The sequence below is a fragment of the Mangrovimicrobium sediminis genome, from assembly GCF_004745945.1.
Classification (GTDB): Bacteria; Pseudomonadota; Gammaproteobacteria; order Pseudomonadales; family Halieaceae; genus Mangrovimicrobium; species Mangrovimicrobium sediminis.
In genome coordinates this window covers 173,066-191,797 of record NZ_SRLE01000005.1, presented here as the reverse complement: position 1 = coordinate 191,797, position 18,732 = coordinate 173,066, and the positions used below count along the sequence as shown (strand labels likewise).

The window sequence follows — 18,732 nt, the reverse complement described above, 5'->3', positions numbered from 1 at the left end:
CCATGCGCAACGACATCACCCTGCGCGCCGTTCGCGGTGCGCTTCTCCTGCTGGCTGGCGCCGCAGGCGGCGCGGCGGCCGACGTGGACACCGCGGAACAGGTGCTGGTTACCGCCAGCCGCCTGCCGGAATCGGGCAGCGCCCTGCCGCTGTCCTGGAGCAGTGTCGACGCGGACGCCCTGGCGCTGACCGGTCACGTGCACATCAACGAGCTGATGCAGCGCGTCCCCGGCGCCTGGCTCAGCCGCGGCAACGGCCAGGAGAGCCTGGCCGCGCTGCGCTCCCCGGTGCTCACCGGCGCCGGCGGCTGCGGCGCATTTTTCATGGCCTTCGACGGTATCAGCCTGCGCGCACCCGGCTTTTGCAACATCAACCAGATGTTCGACGCCAACACCGAGCAGGCCGGCCGCATCGAGGTGATACGCGGGCCGGCGTCGGCGCTGTACGGCTCCAACGCCATGCACGGGGTCATCAACGTGATCAGCGCAGCGCCCACGGAAGCGCCCTCATCGCGCGTGTCGCTGGAGGCCGGGCCGGACGACTACTACCGCGGCAAGGTCCACTACGGCAACACCTGGGGCCGCCACGGCGTGAGCCTGAGCGCCCACGGCACCAGCGACGGCGGCTACAAGGACGACTCCGGCTACGACGAGCAAAAAATGACCCTGCGCCACGATTACGCCGGCGAGCTGTGGTCGTTCTCCAGCGCCGTCAATGCGAGCAACCTCAACCAGGAAACCGCCGGCTACATTCAGGGCTTCGAGGCCTACAAGGACGACTCGCTCAAGGACACCAACCCCAATCCGGAGGCCTACCGCGACGCCCGCTCGCTGCTCGCCTACAGCCGCGCCAGCCGCGCCCTGGGCGACAACCACCAGTTGGTGCTCACGCCCTACGTGCGCGACAACCAGATGGAATTCCTGATGCACTTCCTGGCCTGGCAGCCGGTGGAGGAAAACGGCCACCGCAGCCTCGGACTGCAGGCCGCGGTGCACTCGGACCTCGGCGCCTGGCAGTGGATCAACGGCAGCGACATCGACTTCACCGATGGCTGGCTGAAGGAAACTCAGGCCGAGGACTTCAGCCCCAACCAGCCCGCCGGCGTGCACTACGACTACGAGGTTGAAGCCAGCACCGCCGCCCTGTTCAGCCAGTTGCGCTGGTCCGCCGACGCCCTCACCCTGGACGGCGGCGTGCGCTGGGAATACACCCGCTACGACTACGACAACCAAACCGCTGACGGCGACGCCTGCAGCCCCGACGCCAGCGCCTGCCGCTTCTACCGCCCGGCGGATCGCGACGACGATTTCGACAATTTCTCGCTGAATGCCGGCGCCAGCTACGCGCTGGGCGAGAGTCAACTGGTGTTCCTGCGCGCCGCGCGCGGCTTCCGCGCCCCGCAGGCCACCGAGCTGTATCGCCTGCAGTCCGGCCAGCGCGTGGCCGACCTCGACTCGGAGCAACTGGACAACCTGGAGGTAGGCCTGCGCGGCACGCTGGCGCAATCGCTGAGCTACGAGATTTCAGCCTACGCGATGGACAAGGACAACGTGATCTTCCAGGACAGCAACCGCTACAACGTGAGCGGGGCGAGCACCGAACACCGCGGCATCGAGGCCAGCCTGGCATGGACTTCCGACACCTGGTACGCCGAGGCGGATGCCAGCTTCGCCCGCCACACCTACAGCAGCCGCATCCAGTTGCTGGGCAGCAGCGGCGACATCAAGGGCAACGACGTCGACACCGCACCGCGCGAGTTCGGCAGCGCCCGCCTCGGGCGGCGCTTCGGTCGCGGTGTCGCGGAACTGGAGTGGGTGTACATGGGCGAGTACTTCCTGGACCCGGACAACGAGCACGAATACGACGGCCACTCGCTGTTCAACCTGCGCCTGTCCGCCGACCTCGGCCGCCAGTGGCAGGCCAGCCTGCGGCTGACCAACCTGCTGGACGAGGACTACGCGGAGCGCGCGGACTACGGCTTCGGCAGCTACCGCTACTTCGTCGGCCAGCCGCGCGGCGCCTACCTGGAAGTCGCCTACTCGCCGGGGGGCTGAGACGCCTCCACAGGCGCGGCGGACAGCTGCGCCGACTGCGATTCGACCCACTCGTTGACCACCCGCTCGAGGATCGGCAGCGGCAGGGAGCCCTCGCCGAGCACGGCGTCGTGGAAACCGCGGATATCGAAGGCCGAACCCAGTTGCACCTGGGCCTGGTGGCGCAGGGCCTGGATACGCAGCATGCCGGACTTGTAGGACGTCGCCTGGCCGGGCGAGACCAGGTAGCGCTGGATTTCCGAACGCACCGCGGTCTCCGGGATCGCCGAATTCTCCAGCATATACTGCACGGCGCGCTCCTCGCTCCAGCCCAGGGCGTGCATGCCGCTGTCCACCACCAGGCGTATCGCCCGCCAGATCTCCGCCACCAGCCGGCCGAAATCGTTGTACGGGTCTTCGAAGGCGCCCATTTCCCAGGCCAGGTATTCGGCGTACAGCGCCCAGCCCTCCTGGAACGCGGAGTAGCCCTCGTGGGCGCGAAACTCCGGCAGGCCGGTCAGTTCGCGGGCGATCGACAACTGCATATGGTGGCCAGGATTACCCTCGTGGTAGGTGGTGGTTTCCATATCGGTCCGGTTCAGCGCGCGCATGTCGGACAGGTGCACGTAGTACACGCCGGGACGCGAGCCGTCGCTGGTGCCGCCCTGGTAGAACTGCGCGCCGCCATCGCGCTCACGGTAGGGTTCTACCCGCTTCACCACCAGGCGCGAGCGCGGCAGCAGGCCGAAATACTCGGGCAGGCGGCGCTCCAGTTGTTCGAGATAGTCGCGGGTCTGCGCCAGGTAGGCGTCGCGCCCGGCGTCGGTGTCCGGGTAGTAGAAACTCGGCGACTCGCGCACTTCGCGGAACAGGTCCTGCAGCGACCCGGCGAAACCGAGCTCGCGGCGGATCGCCTCCATCTCCTCCTTGATCCGCTCGACCTCGCGCAGGCCCAGTTCGTGGACTTCGCGGGCGCTCATGGACGAATGGGTGTAATAGGCGAGCTGGCGCTGGTAGAACGCCGGGCCGTCGGGTAGCGCGGAAACACCCCGGGCTGCCTCCGATGCGCGTTCCCGGTCGGCGAGCTCCCAGGCGATCAGGCGCCGGTAGGCGGGCTGCAGGTCGTCCACCAGGGCCGTACGCAGGGCCGCGCGCAGGGACGCGGCAGCCGGTTCGGCGAGTGCGCCGGCCGCCACCAGGGCGTCGATCTTGGCAGTGCCGTCCTGCCACAGGGCGCTGGGTTCCTCGCCGTCATCGAAGGGGTAGCCGGTGATGATCTCGCGGCTCTGGGAGACCACGTAGTCGTAGGCGAAGCGCGGCGGCCGGATGCCCGCAAGCGCCGCATCGCGCGCACGCTCCAGCAACTGGTCCAGCGCCGGGGCAAAGCGGCTGACCCGCGCGATGTAGTCGCGCATATCCTGCGGCGTATCCACGGCGTGGTAGCTGGTGAGGTACTGCACCGGGTAGGTGTGCAGTGCCGTGTACTGATCGAGCACGTAGGTGTGGTTGATGAACGGGCGCTTGCTGGCCTCGCTGCGCGCGCGGAACAACCAGAAATCATAGGAGATGCGCCCTGGCCGGCTGAGGGCGTCGTAGTCGAACTGCGCCTGCATCTGCGCCGCGCTCGCCTCCAGCCAGTCGATGCGGCGCAGGTCGGCGGCCACGCTGAAATCATCGACCTGGTCGTAGAGTTCCTTGCGCCCGTAATAGGTGAGGGTCAACGGGTTGAAGCGCAGCTCGGTCTCATACTGGGCGTCCAGCCACTGGTTCAGTCGCTCGGTCTCGCCGGCTGCGCCCGCCAGACTGGCCCAGGCCGCCAGAAACGCCACACATACCGCGGTTATCGTTCTTTTTACGTGTTCCATACGATTCGATTACCTCGACAACTTCCGTGTTAGACGGGCGGGCGGCCATTTCCCTCAAACATCAAATCCGGCCGCTCAGAAGGGGAAGATCATGGGTATCAACACCAGCACCGCCGCCGTGTACACCAGCGACACCGGCAGGCCGGCGCGGAAATAGTCCCCCATCGAGTAGCCACCGAGGTTCTGCACCATCAGGTTGGTGGTGTAACCGAACGGCGTGAGGAAGCTCGCGCTGGCGCCGTAGGCGACGGCCATGACAAAGGGCATGTAGGAAATACCGAAGCTCTCCGCCAGGCCGTAGGCGATCGGGAACACCAGCGCCGCCGCCGCGTTGTTGGTCATCATCTCGGTGAGCAGCAGCGTGCCCAGGTAGATGCCGGCCAGGGCCGTGTAAGGGCCCAGGGCGCCGAGATAGTGGTGCAGGAAGTCGGAAATCTGCGCCACCACCCCGGTATTGCTCAGCGCCTGCGACAGGGTCAGAGCCGAGGCGATGATCAGCCACAGCTCGAAGGGAAAGCGCCGGCGCAGTTCCGAGCCGCGCACCACCCCCAGCACCAGCATGCACACCAGCAGGAAGGCCATGCCCTTGATCAGCGGCACGGTCTCGGTGGTCGCCAGGATGATGACCGCGGCGAGGACGATGGTCACCACGTAATTCTGCAGCGGGCTGGTGCGGACACGGCCCACGGAGTCGTCGATGACGACGAAGTTCTTGTCGAGGTTCTTGCGCTCGTTGAAGTCGGCGCCCACCGCCAGCATCAGGTTGTCGCCGGCCTCCAGGGTAATGTTGCCGAGCTTGCCGGAGAGCCGCTTGCCGCCGCGGCGCATGCCGACCACCGCCGCATCGAACTGGGCGCGGAAAGCGCTCTCCTTGATGGTCTTGCCCTCGATGGAGGCGTTGGGCATGACGATCACTTCCGTCATGTTCTCCTGTAACAGGCCCTCTTCCACCGCGAACAGCTGCAGGCCGGGGAAGGCGTCGAGCACCGCGACCTGCTTGATGTCGCCGGAGAAGATCAGCTTGTCCCCGGCCTCGATGAACTCCTGCGGCGCCACCGGCGAGATCAGCTGTTCGCCGCGCACGATCTCCACCAGGAACAGGTCCTCGAGGTCGCGCAGGCCGTTGTCGAGAATGCTGCGGCCGACCAGTTCGGACTCGGCGTTGACCTCGGCTTCGATCAGGTATTCGTTGATGTCGATCTTGCCGTTTTCCGAGACCGGCAACAGGCGCGAGCTGAAGGCCATGGCTAGCAGCCCCAGCGCGGTGCCAGTCAGGCCGATCACGGTGAAGTCGAAGAACGCCAGGCCCTTGCCGGTGGCGTCCTCGAGGAAGCTGCTGACAATCAGGTTGGTGGAGGTGCCGATCAGGGTGACGGTGCCGCCGAGAATGGCCGCGTAGGACAGCGGAATCAGCAGCTTGGACGCCGGGTGGTAGCGGTTGCTGCGCACGGTGTGGGCCAGCGTCGCCACCACCGCGGTGTTGTTGACGAAGGCGGAGAAGAACGCGGTGACGCCGCCCAGGCGCACCAGGGTCATGGCGTAACTTCGTGTCACCAGTTTGTCGGACAGCCGCGTCAGCCAGGAGAGTTTTTCCAGCCCCACTGACACCAGCAGCAGGACCAGCAGGGTCATCAGCCCGCTGTTGGACGCCTTGGACAGGACGTCGTCGGTGTCTACCAGGCCGAGGAAATAGGCCGCCAGCATGCAGCAGCTGAACACACCCACGGCGGGCCAATCGGTAAAGATAAGGCTCGCCAGCAGGATCAGGAACAAGCCTGTAATGAGTATCTGGTCTATCATCCCGCGACCCTGTTTCTCCCTAGCATACGCCCGCTCGCCCCACCGGAACAGCAGCGCGCATCATGCCGATGCGCGCGGGAGGGCCGGTACGATCAGCCGTAAGCCGCGGAAAAAGCGGCGACAAAATTATCCAGTTCGCTTGCCGGCAGGTCGTTGATGCCCGCCGCCGCGGCGCGACCGCCGCCAGTCGGGAACTTCATGCACAGTTCCGCGGCGCCCTGCTTGTTCGAGAGCGGCGCGCGCACGCTGACCAGGTAGTTGCCGTTGTCCTTGACCGTGACCACAGCGTGGGCGCGGCCCGGGTTGCCGGTGGCGAGGTCGTTGCTGTACACGCCGCTCACGCGCCGCGCCCAGGCCTCGTTGGGCAGGATGAACACGGCGACTTTCTCGGTGGCGTGCTCCGGCTGCAGGGATTCCGCCTGGCCCATGTCGGAGTCGTAGCCTTCGCTGAGCTTCACGTAGTCCGGCGAGGAGGCGACAAAGTCCAGCGGGCCGTCGGCCAGGTACAGGCGCTGGTAGAGCTCCGCCGGGTCGAAGTGCAGGTCTTCGATGGCCGGGCCATAGCCGTTGTAGTTGATGCAGGTACCCAGGCGCTCCAGCGCGGCGAGATCGTCGGCGGAGATGTCCAGGCCCTCGGCCAGCTTGCGCGCGGTGTCCTTGAGGTTGTCGCCGAAGGCACCGGCTACCGCCCAGGGCAGTTGCGCGCCGCGCAGGTGGCCGTTGACCAGTGCTGCAGTGCACACGTCAGGCGCCTCGTTGATGATGCTGGTCAGCGCGGGGTTCTCGGGAATCTCGCCGGCGAAGTGGTGGTCCACGTAGAACACTTCGGCGCCCTTGCCCAGCACGGTTTCCAGCGCCGCCTTGTTCTTGTCCATGGAGACGTCGAGCACAGTGACGCGGTCGCCGGCGGCGGCGTCGATCTTCGCCATCAGGTTGATGTCGCGCTTGACCCCGGTTACCAGGGTAGCGTCGCGGGGTTCGACCTTGCGCAGTTGCAGCAGCGCGCAGATGCCGTCCGCGTCGCCATTGAAAATATCGTAATCCATAGCACTTCCTTTAACGCCGGAAGCCGCCCGCCCCGATACCCGCAGGGCACGTGACGGGCGGCTGCACCGGCAGGGATTATTTATCCAGTGACTGGTAGTAGTCGGACAGGATCTTGGCCACTTCCGGACGCGAGAACTCGGGCGGCGGGGCAATGCCCTGGCCCAGCATCTCGCGCACCTTGGTGCCGGACAGCAGGACGAAGTCCTCCTTCTCGTGGTCCGGCGCGTCGCGCATCATCACCACCTTGCCCAGCTTCTTGCTGTAAGCGGTGTGGTCGGCCTTGAAGATCTCCAGCTCCAGCGCGCCCTCGGGGACTTCCTCGTCGAAGATGGTCTGCGCGTCGAAGCCGCCGTAGTAGTCGCCGACACCGGCGTGGTCGCGGCCCACGATCAGGTAGGAACAGCCGCAGTTCTGGCGGAACACCGCGTGCAGTACGGCCTCGCGCGGACCGGCGTAGAGCATGTCGAAGCCGTAGCCGGTGATCATCACGGTGTTCGGCGGGAAGTACACTTCCACCATCTTGCGGATGGCGGCGTCGCGCACGTCGGCGGGGATGTCGCCCGGCTTGAGCTGGCCCAGCAGCATGTGGATGAGGATGCCGTCGGCCTTCAGGTCTTCCATGGCCATGCGGCACAGCTCTTCGTGGGCGCGGTGCATCGGGTTGCGGGTCTGGAAGGCGACGACCTTGTTCCAGCCGCGCTCGGCGATCTCGTTGCGGATCTCCACCGCGGTGCGGAAGGTGTCCGGGAAGTCGTCCTGGAAGTAGGAGAAGTTCAGTACCTTGATCGGGCCCGAGACCATGGTGCGGCCCAGACCGGTAAAGGTCGCCACGCCCGGGTGCGCCGGGTCCAGGGTGCGGAAGATCTTCTCCGCCATGAAATTGATCTGCTCGTCGGACACGGACTCGACCGCCTCGACATCCATCACCGCCAGTACCGGGTTGCCCTCGACGTTGGGGTCGCGCAGGGCGATGCGGCTGCCCGCCTCGATGCCGGTTTCGTCGGTCAGGTTGACGATGGGCACGGGGAAGAACAGGCCGTCGGTGGTGACCATCTTCTCGGCCACCGCCATGGAATCGGCCAGGTTCATGTAGCCGGTGAGCGGGTTGAAGTAACCGCCGCCGAGCATCACCGCGTTGGCGGCAGCGGCGGAGTTGAGCAGCAGGGAGGGCAGGCTCTCGGCCTCGGCAACCAGTGCGTGACGCTCTTCGGTGTCGTAGACGAAGAGGGGGTTCAGCTCGTCGGAGCCATGGGGCTTGATCATCGGTATCTCCCGGTTACTTGCTGATGATGCCGCGCTCGCGCAGCAGCTCGAGGATGAGGTTCACTTCTTCTTCCAGCGACTGCTGGTCGGAGTGCAGGTGCAGTTCCGGCTTTTCCGGCGCCTCGTAGGGGTCGTCGATACCGGTGAAGTTCTTGATCTCGCCGGCGCGTGCCTTCTTGTACAGGCCCTTGGGGTCGCGCGACTCGGCGGCCTCCAGCGAGCAGTCGACGAACACTTCGATGAAGTCCATGCCGGCGGCGTCGTGCAGTTCGCGCACGGCGTCGCGGTCGGCGCGGTAGGGGCTGACGAAGCTGGACAGCACGATCTGGCCGCTGTCGACGAACAGCTTGGCCACCTCGCCGATACGGCGGATGTTCTCGGCGCGGTCCTCGGCGGAGAAGCCCAGGTTCTTGTTGATGCCCATGCGCACGTTGTCGCCGTCCAGGCGGTAGGAGGCGACGCCCATCTCGAACAGCTTGCCTTCCAGTTCCACCGCCACGGTGCTCTTGCCGCTGCCGGACAGGCCGGTGAACCACAGGGTGGCACCCTTGTGGCCGTTGAGTTTCTCGCGGTCGGCGCGGGTGATGTCACCCTCGTGCCAATGGACGTTGGTCGCTTTCTGTTCTGCCATGGTCGGTTTTCCTCGTCAGGTGTGCATCGCCGGTGGACGGTCTCCACCGCTTCGTGTACAGGCTGGAGGGCGCAGGTTACGGCCATTGGTGCCATGTGTAAAACAGGATATTATGATTGTCTCCATCGGAAATACCGATAACAGGACAGGCCGGTGAAATATACCCTGAGACAGCTCCAGATCTTCCTCGAAGTGGCCCGCCAGGGCAGCATCTCGCGCGCCGCGCAAATCCTGCACATGTCGCAGTCCGCCGCCAGCGAGGCGCTGCAGAACTTCGAGCACAGCTACGACATCGCCCTGTTCGACCGTGTCGGCAACAAGCTGGCACTGAACGCCGTCGGCCACACGGTGCGCAAGGAGGCGCAGTCGCTGCTCGACCACTGCCTGAGCTTCGAGCAGGTGCTGAAATCCCACGAGGCGCTGGGCCACATCAAGGTCGGCGCCAGTTTCACCATCGGCAACCACCTCGCCACCCGCTGCCTCGCGGGTTACCTGGCAGCCTACCCGGAGGCCGACGTCAGCCTGGAGATCGCCAATACGCCGGACGTGGTGGCCATGGTGCTCAACTACGAGGTGGACATCGGCATGATCGAGGGCGAGGTGCTGCACAAGGAACTCGACCTCATCCCCTGGCGCGAGGACGAACTGGTGGTGTTCTGCGCCGCCCACCACCCGCTGGCGCAGAAGCACAGCCTGACCACCCGCGACATCAAGGAGGCCGCGTGGATTTTGCGCGAGCCGGATTCCGGCGCGCGGCAGACCTTCGACAAGGCGATGGCCGGGCTGCTGCCGGATCTCAACGTGTATATGGAGTTCAAGCACAACGAGGCGATCAAGAACGCGGTGGAGTCGGGCCTGGGCATCGGCTGCCTGTCGCAGATCGTGCTGCAGCGCAACTTCGCCAACGGCGACCTGGTGCCGCTGCAGCTGCCGCGCCGGGACATGCGCCGCACCTTCTACTTCGCCCTGCCCAAACAGCGCTTCGCCCTGGAGTCGGTGGAGTGCTGGATGGAGACCTGCCGCTCGGTGGAGGCGTAGGGCGCGGCTCAGCGCCGGTCGAACTTGGTGGTGAGCACGATGGCGGAGTCGGTGTCGCGCACCCCGTCCAGCTGGCCGATGCGGTCCAGCGCCACATCCAGTTCCCCGGGCGTGCTCACCCGCACCAGCGCGACCAGGTCGATCTTGCCGGCAACCGTAAACAGCGCCTCGACCTCGGCCATGTGCCCGAGCGCCGTGGCCACCTGCGCCGAGAGGTGCGGGTCGACCACCAGGTTGACGTAGGCCTGGAAGGTACTGGCGCGATACCCCTCCCCCAGCCTGACCTGGTAGCCGGCGATCACACCGACCTCCTCGAGCCGCGCCAGCCGCTTCTGCACCGTGGTGCGCGACAGCCCCAGCTCGCGCGCCAGTTCGCTCACGCTCTTGCGCGCATCCCGCTGCAGGGCGCGGATCAGGCGGCGATCACTTTGCGTGATGTCCAATTGATCAGGCATATTGTCTATCTATCTATTCAGATTGACCAATAATCTGACAAATTGGCCAGTATTTGCAACTATCCGCTGCACAGCCTCCGTTCCCACAATAGAAGCATCCGAGCATTCTCATCGAGGAGACGGCATCCATGACCGGCAGCCCAGCGCAACGCTTCCATTACCCGCAGCAGGCAGCACCCTACCGCAACAGCGCCGAGATCACCGGCCGGGTGAAACCGGTGGAGCCGCTGTACCTGTTCTGCGCCGATCAGCTGGAGCAGCGCGCACGCCGCTTCCTCGAGGGCTTCCCCGGCATGGTCAGCTATGCGGTCAAGGCCAATCCGGAGTACCGCGTGCTGGCCACCCTGCACAGCTGTGGTGTGCGCAACTTCGACGTGGCCTCGCTGGAAGAGGTGATCACCGTCGCCGCCGCCTGCCCGGGCGCTGTGCTGCACTTCAACAACCCGATCAAGGCCGAGGAGGCGGTGCGCGAGGCCTACCTGCGCTTCGGTGTGCGCTCCTTCGCCCTCGACGAGATGGCGGAACTGGAGAAGATCCACCGCTGCACCGACGGCGACCGCGACGTCATCTACGCGGTGCGCTTCAAACTCGCCCACGCTGGCGCCGCCTACGACTTCGGCAGCAAGTTCGGCGCCGATGAACCCGCCGCCGTGGCCCTGCTGACCGAACTGCGCCGCCGCGGCCTGCGCGCTGCCCTGACCTTCCACCCCGGCTCCCAGTGCACCGACCCGACCATGTACGCGCGCTATGTCGAGGCCGGCGCACGCATCGCGCAGCGCGCAGACACGCCGCTGGAATTCCTCAATGTCGGCGGCGGTTTCCCGGAGTACTACCTGAACACCGCGCCGCCGTCCCTGGAGACCTACTTCGGCCAGGTCCACCGCGCCGCCCGCGGCGCCTTTGGCGATGGCGTGCCGCTGCTGTGCGAACCCGGCCGCGCGATGGTGGCGCCGAGCGTCAGCCTGCTCGCACGCATCGTGCACTGCCGCGAGGATGGCCAGACCGTGTTTATCAACGACGGCGTCTACGGCGGCATGCAGGAGCAGTCACTGGTCGACCTGCAGTTGCCGGTGCGCGCCTGGCGCGATGGCGCGGCGGTCGCCGGCGAGCACACCCACTACCGCGTGTTCGGCCCCACCTGCGACCCCATCGACCGCCTGCAGCGCACGGTCAGCCTGCCGCGCGGCCTGCGCCCGGGCGACTACCTGGAGTTCGGCCTGCTCGGCGCCTATGGCTCGGCCACCTCCACGCGCTTCAACGGCTTCCAGTCCGCGGCCTACGTCGACATTCGCGAAGGCACCGACTTCGACCCCGCCTGACGCGGGGTTTGTCTGCGCCGGGGAGCGCGTTCATACTGTGCGCACCCTGACCCCAGCGGAGAACCCGACATGCCGCGCGCCCTGTGCCTCGCGCTCGCCCTCCTGATGCTCGGCGCCTGTAGCGCCGACCTCGACCAGGCGAAACAAGTACTCACCGACAGCCTGCCGATCAAGAAAGAACTCGAGTTCAGGAATCTGCAGCGCTATCCCGGGGCGGTGGTCTGCGGCGAGTACAGCGGCTACACCTCGTACACCACGCCGAAGGCGGATTTCGCGCCCTTCGTCGTAGTCGATGGCAAATTGCAGCGTCGCATCGAGGCCCGCGCGGTAAAGATCTACTGCTCCGACGACCCCTCCGCCACCCTGTTCGAACTGACCGGGGTCGGCCCGTTCACCGCGGACAACCAGGCGCTGGCAAAAATCACCGCGGACTTCGCCGCGCTGAGCGCCGCGCTGGAGGCCTACTACACCGACAATTACCAGTACCCGACCATGGCCCAGGGGCTGAAGGCGCTGGTCACGCGCACCACCACCGGCAGGTTGCCGATGAAGTTTCCCGAGGGCGGTTACCTCGACCCCATCCCCAAGGACCCCTGGGGCAATGAATACACCTACTGGGAAGAACAGTGGGGCGGCACCCAGGGCCACTACCAGGTGACCTCGCTGGGCGCGGATGGCGCCGAGGGCGGCACTGGCCCGGCCCACGATGTCAGCAGCGACCAGCTGCCCTACCTCCAGCACATCGCCAGAATCCACCGGTGATCCGCGGGCGACAACGTCGCCCGCCACCTCATTCGCAAGTCCGCTCGCACACTCAGGTCGTGCGCAGCTGGCGCTCCTCAGCGGTCAGCGCCAGCACCAGCGCGCGCAGCCGCGGCGGACTCACCGGCTTGGGCAGGAAGCGACAGCCGATGGCCTTGGCGCGCTCGCGGATGACATCGCTGTCGTCGGCGCTGATGATCACGCAGGGGAGCTTGTCGCCGCTGAGCTTGCGCGCGGCGAGCAATGCCTCGAGCCCGGTGTCGCCGGCGTCGAGGTGATAATCGGCCAGCACCACGTCCGGCCGGTAGCCGTCGGCAATATGCTGTAACAACTGGGCGCGCGACGCCGCCACCGCCACATCCGCCCCCATCGCCTGCAGCATCTGCCGCATCCCCTCCAGCACCAGCGGGTCGTTGTCCAGGCAAAGGATGCGCAGGCCCTCCAGGCCGTGCCCGGCGGTGCCTGCCGGTACCGGGACGCCGCGCTGGCGCGGGGCGCCAAAGGTCACCTGCAATGAAAACAGCGTGCCGCGCCCCTCCAGGGAATCCAGGTGCAGCGGGTGGCCGAGCAACTCCGCATAGCGCGAGACAATGGCCAGGCCCAGGCCCAGCCCCTCCTCCGCCTGGCTCGGCTGGTGCAGGCGCTCGAACTCCTGGAACACGCGCACCCGCTGGTCGCGGGGAATGCCCGGGCCGGTATCCCACACCTGGATCTCGGCACCGGCCACGCGCCGCCGCACGCCGAGCACCACGCGCCCGGAGCTGGTGTACTTGATCGCATTGGACAGCAGGTTCTGCAGGATGCGGGTGACCAGCGACTGGTCCGAGTACAACCACACCGAACTGGGCTGCACGCGCAGCTCCAAGCCCTTGAGCTCGGCCACCGGCCGGAACTCCTGGCTCAGGGCGTCGAACACCTCGGCGCAGGGGAAGTGGCTGCGCCGCGGCATCTGCTTGCCGGAATCCAGGCGCGAGATCTCGCGCAACTCGGCGATCAGGCGCTCGGCGCGCTGCAGCGAGTTGTCGATCTGGTCGAAGATCAGCACGGTGGAGGGCTCCACGTCCGCGCCCAGGCGCGGGCGCAGGGCGGCGGTGAACAGCCGGGCGGCGCTGATCGGCTGCAGCAGGTCGTGGCTGGTGGCGGACATGAACCGGGTCTTCGAGCGGTGCGCCTCGCGCAGGCTGGCCTCGACCTGCGCGCGCAGGCGGTTTTCCTGGCGCAGGCGCGCGTTGGTCTCGCTCAGGGTCTGGCTGCCGAAGGCGACCTTCTGCTCGAGCTCCAGCTTGGTCTCCTCGAGCTGCTCCACCATGTCGCGGTAGTCGGTGATGTCGATATAGGTGGAGACGAAACCGCCGTGGGGCAGCGGGTTGCCGCGGATCTCCACCACCTTGCCATCGGGCATGGTGCGCTGCAGGCGATACGGACTGCCCTGCTGCAACCACTGCATGCGCCTGGCGATCTCCTCCTCCACCGGTCGCTCGCCGCTGCCGAGAATGCCGCGCTCGGCGTTGAAGCGGTAGACGCGCTCGATCGGGCAGCCGACATACAGAAAGCGCTCCGGGTAGTGGAACATCTGCTCGTACTGCTTGTTCCAGGCCACCAGGCGCAGTTCGCCATCGACCACCGAGACGCCCTGCTCCAGCGACTCCACCGTGGTCTGCAGCAGTTCGCGGTTGAAGGTGTGCAGGCGGCTGGCGTCGGTCATCATGCCGGCGAGGTCGGTGTACTCGAGCTGCTGGGAACGCTCCAGCTGTTCCATCACCTGGTGCGCGGAGGTGCTGCCGATGATCCGCGCCAGCACCGACTCGACCTGGTTGACCACGAACACCGGCGCGCGGTCCCCCGGCAGCAGGCGCTGCTGGTAGCGGTCCTCGAACTGCAGCCACATCTGGCGCATCTCGCCGCGCTCGAGGAACGGCGGCAGCAGCGCGTGCAACTGGCTCACGCGGATCAGGCTCAGCTCCATGTCGCGGTCCTGCTCGCGCAGGGGGTCGGATTCGCCGCCGAAGAACAGCCGCGCCTGGCGCTCATCCGCCCGCGACGGGCGCAGCAGCAGCGAAACCGCTACCAGCAGGCAGATGTTCACCGACAGGCTCCAGGCGGTGGCGTAGGCGAGCCGGTAGCCCGCCGGAATCCCCAGCAGGTTCAGCGGGCGCAGCCAGTCGATGCCCGCGGGGCCGTGCACCAGCAGCGGCGCATCGTCCGGCAGTACCACCGGCAGCACGCCACAGTAGAACCACAGGGCGAGGCCGGAGAGCAGGCCGACGATCACCCCCAGTCCGTGGGCGCGGCGCCAGTACAATCCCGCCAGCAGGGCCGGCGCGATCTGCGCCGCGGCGAGAAAGGAAATGAAGCCGATACGCGCCAGCCAGGGAATATGCATGATCTGCTGCGACACCAGCCAGGCGCAGAGCAGGATACCGGCGATGGTGAACTGGCGGATGCGCCGCAGGCTGTCACCGAGCTTGAGCACCGCCGCCGGCGAACGCGCGTTCACCCACATGTACAGGGGCGCGGCCACCTCGTTGGTGATCATGATGGCGAGACTGACAGTCGCCACGATAACCATGCCGGTCGCCGCGGAAATTCCCCCGATAAACGCCGCCACCGTCACCCAGGGAGCGTCCAGCGAGATCGGCAGCAACTGCACGTAGACGTCCGGGCTGATCTCCTCGGACACCGAGAAAATGCTCGCCCCGGCGAGGCTGATGGGAATCACCAGCAACATGAACAGGGCCAGGTACTGCGGGAACAGCCAGCGTGCGATGCGCGTATTGGTGCCCGCCTGGGCCTCCACCACCATGACGTGGAACTGGCGCGGCAGGCAGAGAATGGCCAGCGCGCTGATCAGGGTGCGGGCGACGAAATCAGCGGTCAGCGTAAAATCGCCCATGCGGTGCTGCACGTTCTCGAAGCGCGCCTCCACCGGCAGCCGGCTGAGATAGTGGATGGCCAGCACCGCCACGGCGATAAACGCGACCAGCTTGACCAGGGATTCCAGCGCGATGGCGGTCATCAGCCCCTGGTGACGCTCGCGGCCGTCGAGGCGGCGGGCGCCGAACAGGATGGTGAACACCACCAGGATAATCGCCACCAGCAGGTTGGTGTCGGCGCCCATCGCCTCCACCGCGGGGTCGCCGCCGATAGTCGTCCAGGCCTGGGCCAGAGCCTTGAACTGCAGGGCGATGTACGGCAGCACCGCCGCGGTCGCCACCAGAGTGACCAGCACCGCGAGCAACTGCCGCTTGCCGTAGCGCGCGCCGATGTAGTCGGCGATGGAGGTTACGCGGTGCCGGGCGCCCACCGCCAGCAGGCGCTCGATGATCGGCCAGCCGAACACGAATACCAGGATCGGGCCCAGGTAGATGGGCGCGTGACCCCAGGGCGACTCGGCGGCACTGCCCACGGCGCCGTAGAAGGTCCAGGAGCTGCAGTACACCGCGAGGGACAGCGCGTAGATGCTGCCGCGCCAGCCCGGGCCGGAGAGCCAGTGTGCGCTGCGCACCTCACCGCGCCCGGAGGAGCGGTCGGCATACCAGGCCACCGCGAACAGCACGCAGATATAGAGCAGCGCCAGGCTGAGCAGGTGCGAGGGTGTCACCATGGAAACAGCGGACTCGATTCTTCTGGTTGTCGCAAAAGCATATCACGGCCTCCGCGGCGCCGCGCGCGCCCGCGGTGGCAGGCGCGCGGGACAAATTCGGCTAATATAGGCGACGAACTCAAACCGGCGAGATGCGAGACCCCGTGCCTGCGACCAAGACCCTCCCGCTGCTGCTGGCCTGCCTGCTCTGGCTGGCGGTGGCGCCGTGCCAGGCCCAGGAGCGCAAGACGGACGTGATCACCCTGTACAATGGTGACAAGGTGACCGGCGAGATCAAGTCCATGGAGGGCGGTATCCTGGAGCTGTCCACGGACGCCATTGGCACTATCGGCATCGAGTGGCCGGAGATCGCGCACCTACAGAGCGACTACCACTACGAGTTACGCCTCAGCGACGGCCAGCGCTTGTACGGCTCGATCCAGCGCGATTCACGGGCCGGGCAGCTGGTGCTCACCGACATCTACGGCCGGCACCCGATCGACCTGCTGCAGGTGGTCGAGGTGCGCCCGATCGAGGACAGCTTCGTCGACCGCCTGAACATCTACTTCTCCGCCACCGTCGCCTATACCAAGGCCACGTCCGTCGGCCAGGTGTCCTTCAACACCAATATCAACTACGAGGACAAGACCTCCTCCAACACGCTCTCCGCGCGCACCGACCTGTCGCGCACCGACGACAACGATTCCAAGAGCACCACGGTCAACCTCAGTCGCAATACCTGGAGTACCGACCGCGGCAGCGTCTACCGCGCGCTGTTCGCCAGCTATGAGACCAACGACGAACTCGCGCTGACCCGGCGTGTCGGTGTCGGCGCGGGTGTCGGGCGCTACTTCATCGACACCCACCGCTCCACGCTCACCGGCACCGCCGGCCTGCAGGTCATCGACGAGGACAGCGAGGGCGAGAAAACCACCCAGGACGTGGAACTGATCCTCAACACCCACTTCGCCACCTGGCGCTTCAGTTCGCCGGAGCTGGATATCGATTTCGACTTCACGCTCTACCCGAGCGTCACCGACGAGGGACGGGTGCGCAGCAGCAGCAACGTGCGCCTGCGCTGGGAATTGCTCAATGACCTGTACTGGGATGTGACCGCCTGGGCCAACACCGACAACCAGTCGGCTACTGGCAGCGATACCGACTACGCCATCACCACCGGCATCGGCTGGAACAACTAGCCGGGTTCGTCGTCCCGCCGGGCATCGTCCAGAGCCGCTTCGGCGTCCGCTGTCGCGGGATAGAAATGCACGTCCCGCTGCGGGAACGGGATGCTGATGCCCTCGGCGTCGAAGCGCACCTTCACCTCGCGGGTGAGATCCCAGTACACGTCCCAGTAGTCCTCGGTGCGCACCCAGGGCCGGACGATGAAATTCACCGAGGAGTCGCCCATCTCGTGCAGGCGGATGTTGGTCTCCGGCGTCTCCAGGATTTTCTCGTGCGCGGCAACGATCTCGCGCAACACCCGCTCGACGTGGGGAACGTCGTCGCCGTAGCTGACCCCGAACTTGAGGTCCACCCTGCGCACCTTTTGCGCGGTAACGTTCTTGATCACGTCGCCCCAGATCTTGGTGTTGGGAACGACCAGAGTCTGGTTGTCGAAGGTGGCAATGGTAGTCGAGACCAGGCTCATCTTCTTGACGAAACCGGCGACACCGGCCACCTCGACATAGTCATCGACGTCAAAGGGTCGGTAGATAAGGATCATCGCACCGGAGGCGAAATTGCCCAGGGTGTCCTGCAGGGCGAAACCCACGATAAAGCCGGCGACACCGAGACCGGCGAGCATCGGTCCCAGCGAAATGCCCATCTGCGCCAGCGCGATCAGGAACCCGACCAGGGTCACCGTGCCGCCAGTAAGCGAGATCAGCGTGTTCTTGTGCAGCGTGGACATGCGCACGCCGGGGCGCTCGAAGGTGGCGCGCACGCCGCGCTTGGCGAAGCGGCCCAGCGTGTAGAAGGTGACCACGATCAACACGAAGACCACGACGTTGAATACCAGGTTGGGCGCCGTGGTGCCCAGCGACTCGCGCACCGAATCCCAGGTCTCCTGCAGCAGCGTGGTAATCGCGCCGCTTTCCAGGGTAGCGAGGGACAGGCCCTGGCCCTGCTGCACCAGGGTCGCGCGGTAATCCTGGGTTGGCACCTGCAGGCGCTCGAGCAGCGCAATCATGGTGGTGAGGTTGGCGATATCCGTCTTCTGCTGCGCGCTGAGGGTGCTGATCGCAGTGTTGAGGTCGGCGTTGTCGCGCTGCTGCGGCTGGCGACCGCGCAGTTCGCGCAGGACCTGGCCGTTGAATTCCATGCGTCCGACCAGCGCCTCGGCCTGTAACTGGAGCCGCGGCTGGACCTCGTCGAGCAGCGACTGCACCGGCAGTTGCAGCGACTGGATGCCCTCGATCACCGCGACCAGGGCGGAGTAATAGCGAAAGCGCTTGGCCTGCAACGAGTGTACCCGCGCCTCCGCCTGCAGCCGCTCTGGGCCCTGCAGCTCATCCAGGCTGTCGAAACCCTTGTCGATGCGCTGGCCCAGGGTATCCACGCGCTGCAGGATGCGCTCGGCGGCGGTCTCCAGGTACTGCTGCACGTACTCGGTGCCGGCCTGGCGGTCCGCGGCGTCGGCGGGCAGCGCGAGCACCGCCTGCACCAGCTTTTCAAGGTCCTGCAGGGCGCGGAAGGCGCGGTCGTCGCGGCGGATTTCCAGCGGTTCCTGGTAGCGTGCCGGCGCCGTCTGCAACTCGTCGTCGATGCGCCGCAGGTCGGCAATACGCGACTGCAGCTGCTCGCCCAGTTGCTGGATGGTCGGCGGCGCAACGGCCTCCTGCTCGGCGCTCGCCAGTGCGGACCCCAGGGTCAGCAGCAACGCCGCGAGTAGTGGCAACAGCGCGCGCCGGGACAGCAAGGCCAGCGAGGGCACG

13 protein-coding genes are annotated in these 18,732 nt (G+C 66.5%); 5 read left to right on the top strand and 8 right to left on the bottom strand.

The features are described 5' to 3' along the window. Positions 1 to 2 precede the first annotated feature (2 nt). Positions 3 to 2,054, top strand: coding sequence for a TonB-dependent receptor (locus E4634_RS05775; protein ID WP_135441729.1), 2,052 nt, complete (start codon positions 3 to 5; stop codon positions 2,052 to 2,054). On the opposite strand, the gene E4634_RS05770 is transcribed toward E4634_RS05775, so the two are convergent. From E4634_RS05770 to cysC, 5 genes are all read right to left on the bottom strand, one after another. After that, entirely contained in the window at positions 2,036 to 3,898 is a 1,863-nt protein-coding gene (locus tag E4634_RS05770) for a DUF885 domain-containing protein (RefSeq protein ID WP_135441727.1), read from the bottom strand. The genes E4634_RS05775 and E4634_RS05770 overlap by 19 nt on opposite strands. A 75-nt stretch (positions 3,899 to 3,973) precedes the next feature. Further along, positions 3,974 to 5,698 (bottom strand): SLC13 family permease, encoded by a 1,725-nt coding sequence (locus E4634_RS05765; protein WP_135441725.1) that lies wholly within the window; start codon positions 5,696 to 5,698, stop codon positions 3,974 to 3,976. A gap of 92 nt (positions 5,699 to 5,790) precedes the next feature. Next, the gene (locus tag E4634_RS05760; protein WP_135441722.1) at positions 5,791 to 6,744 is read right to left on the bottom strand and encodes a DHH family phosphoesterase; all 954 of its coding nucleotides are present in this window, start codon (positions 6,742 to 6,744) and stop codon (positions 5,791 to 5,793) included. A gap of 76 nt (positions 6,745 to 6,820) precedes the next feature. Beyond that, positions 6,821 to 8,008: a sulfate adenylyltransferase gene (gene sat / locus E4634_RS05755; RefSeq protein ID WP_135441720.1), complete on the bottom strand. Its 1,188-nt coding sequence runs from the start codon at positions 8,006 to 8,008 to the stop codon at positions 6,821 to 6,823. Between the two features lie 13 nt (positions 8,009 to 8,021). Next, positions 8,022 to 8,639: an adenylyl-sulfate kinase gene (gene cysC / locus E4634_RS05750; protein ID WP_135441718.1), complete on the bottom strand. Its 618-nt coding sequence runs from the start codon at positions 8,637 to 8,639 to the stop codon at positions 8,022 to 8,024. A 153-nt stretch (positions 8,640 to 8,792) separates the two neighbouring features. Between cysC and E4634_RS05745 the strand changes: the two genes are divergently transcribed. Then, positions 8,793 to 9,677, top strand: a complete 885-nt coding sequence (locus tag E4634_RS05745; RefSeq protein ID WP_135441716.1) for a LysR substrate-binding domain-containing protein — start codon at positions 8,793 to 8,795, stop codon at positions 9,675 to 9,677. 8 nt (positions 9,678 to 9,685) lie between these two features. Here the strand turns inward: E4634_RS05745 and E4634_RS05740 are convergent, their stop codons facing one another. Continuing rightward, positions 9,686 to 10,132: an Lrp/AsnC family transcriptional regulator gene (locus E4634_RS05740; RefSeq protein ID WP_240725101.1), complete on the bottom strand. Its 447-nt coding sequence runs from the start codon at positions 10,130 to 10,132 to the stop codon at positions 9,686 to 9,688. A gap of 128 nt (positions 10,133 to 10,260) precedes the next feature. Between E4634_RS05740 and E4634_RS05735 the strand changes: the two genes are divergently transcribed. Next, a complete protein-coding gene (locus tag E4634_RS05735) occupies positions 10,261 to 11,451 on the top strand; it encodes a type III PLP-dependent enzyme domain-containing protein (protein ID WP_135441714.1) in 1,191 nt (396 codons plus the stop codon). A 69-nt stretch (positions 11,452 to 11,520) separates the two neighbouring features. After that, entirely contained in the window at positions 11,521 to 12,213 is a 693-nt protein-coding gene (locus E4634_RS05730; protein ID WP_135441712.1) for a type II secretion system protein GspG, read from the top strand. A gap of 52 nt (positions 12,214 to 12,265) precedes the next feature. Here E4634_RS05730 and E4634_RS05725 read toward each other — a convergent pair whose 3' ends face one another. Beyond that, positions 12,266 to 15,817, bottom strand: a complete 3,552-nt coding sequence (locus E4634_RS05725) for a hybrid sensor histidine kinase/response regulator (RefSeq protein WP_135441710.1) — start codon at positions 15,815 to 15,817, stop codon at positions 12,266 to 12,268. Between the two features lie 143 nt (positions 15,818 to 15,960). On the opposite strand from E4634_RS05725, the gene E4634_RS05720 reads away from it, so the two are divergent. Beyond that, entirely contained in the window at positions 15,961 to 16,995 is a 1,035-nt protein-coding gene (locus E4634_RS05720; protein ID WP_206046808.1) for a DUF481 domain-containing protein, read from the top strand. Here E4634_RS05720 and E4634_RS05715 read toward each other — a convergent pair. Next, a complete protein-coding gene (locus E4634_RS05715) occupies positions 16,992 to 18,731 on the bottom strand; it encodes a mechanosensitive ion channel family protein (RefSeq protein WP_135441706.1) in 1,740 nt (579 codons plus the stop codon). The genes E4634_RS05720 and E4634_RS05715 overlap by 4 nt on opposite strands. Position 18,732: the final 1 nt, after the last annotated feature.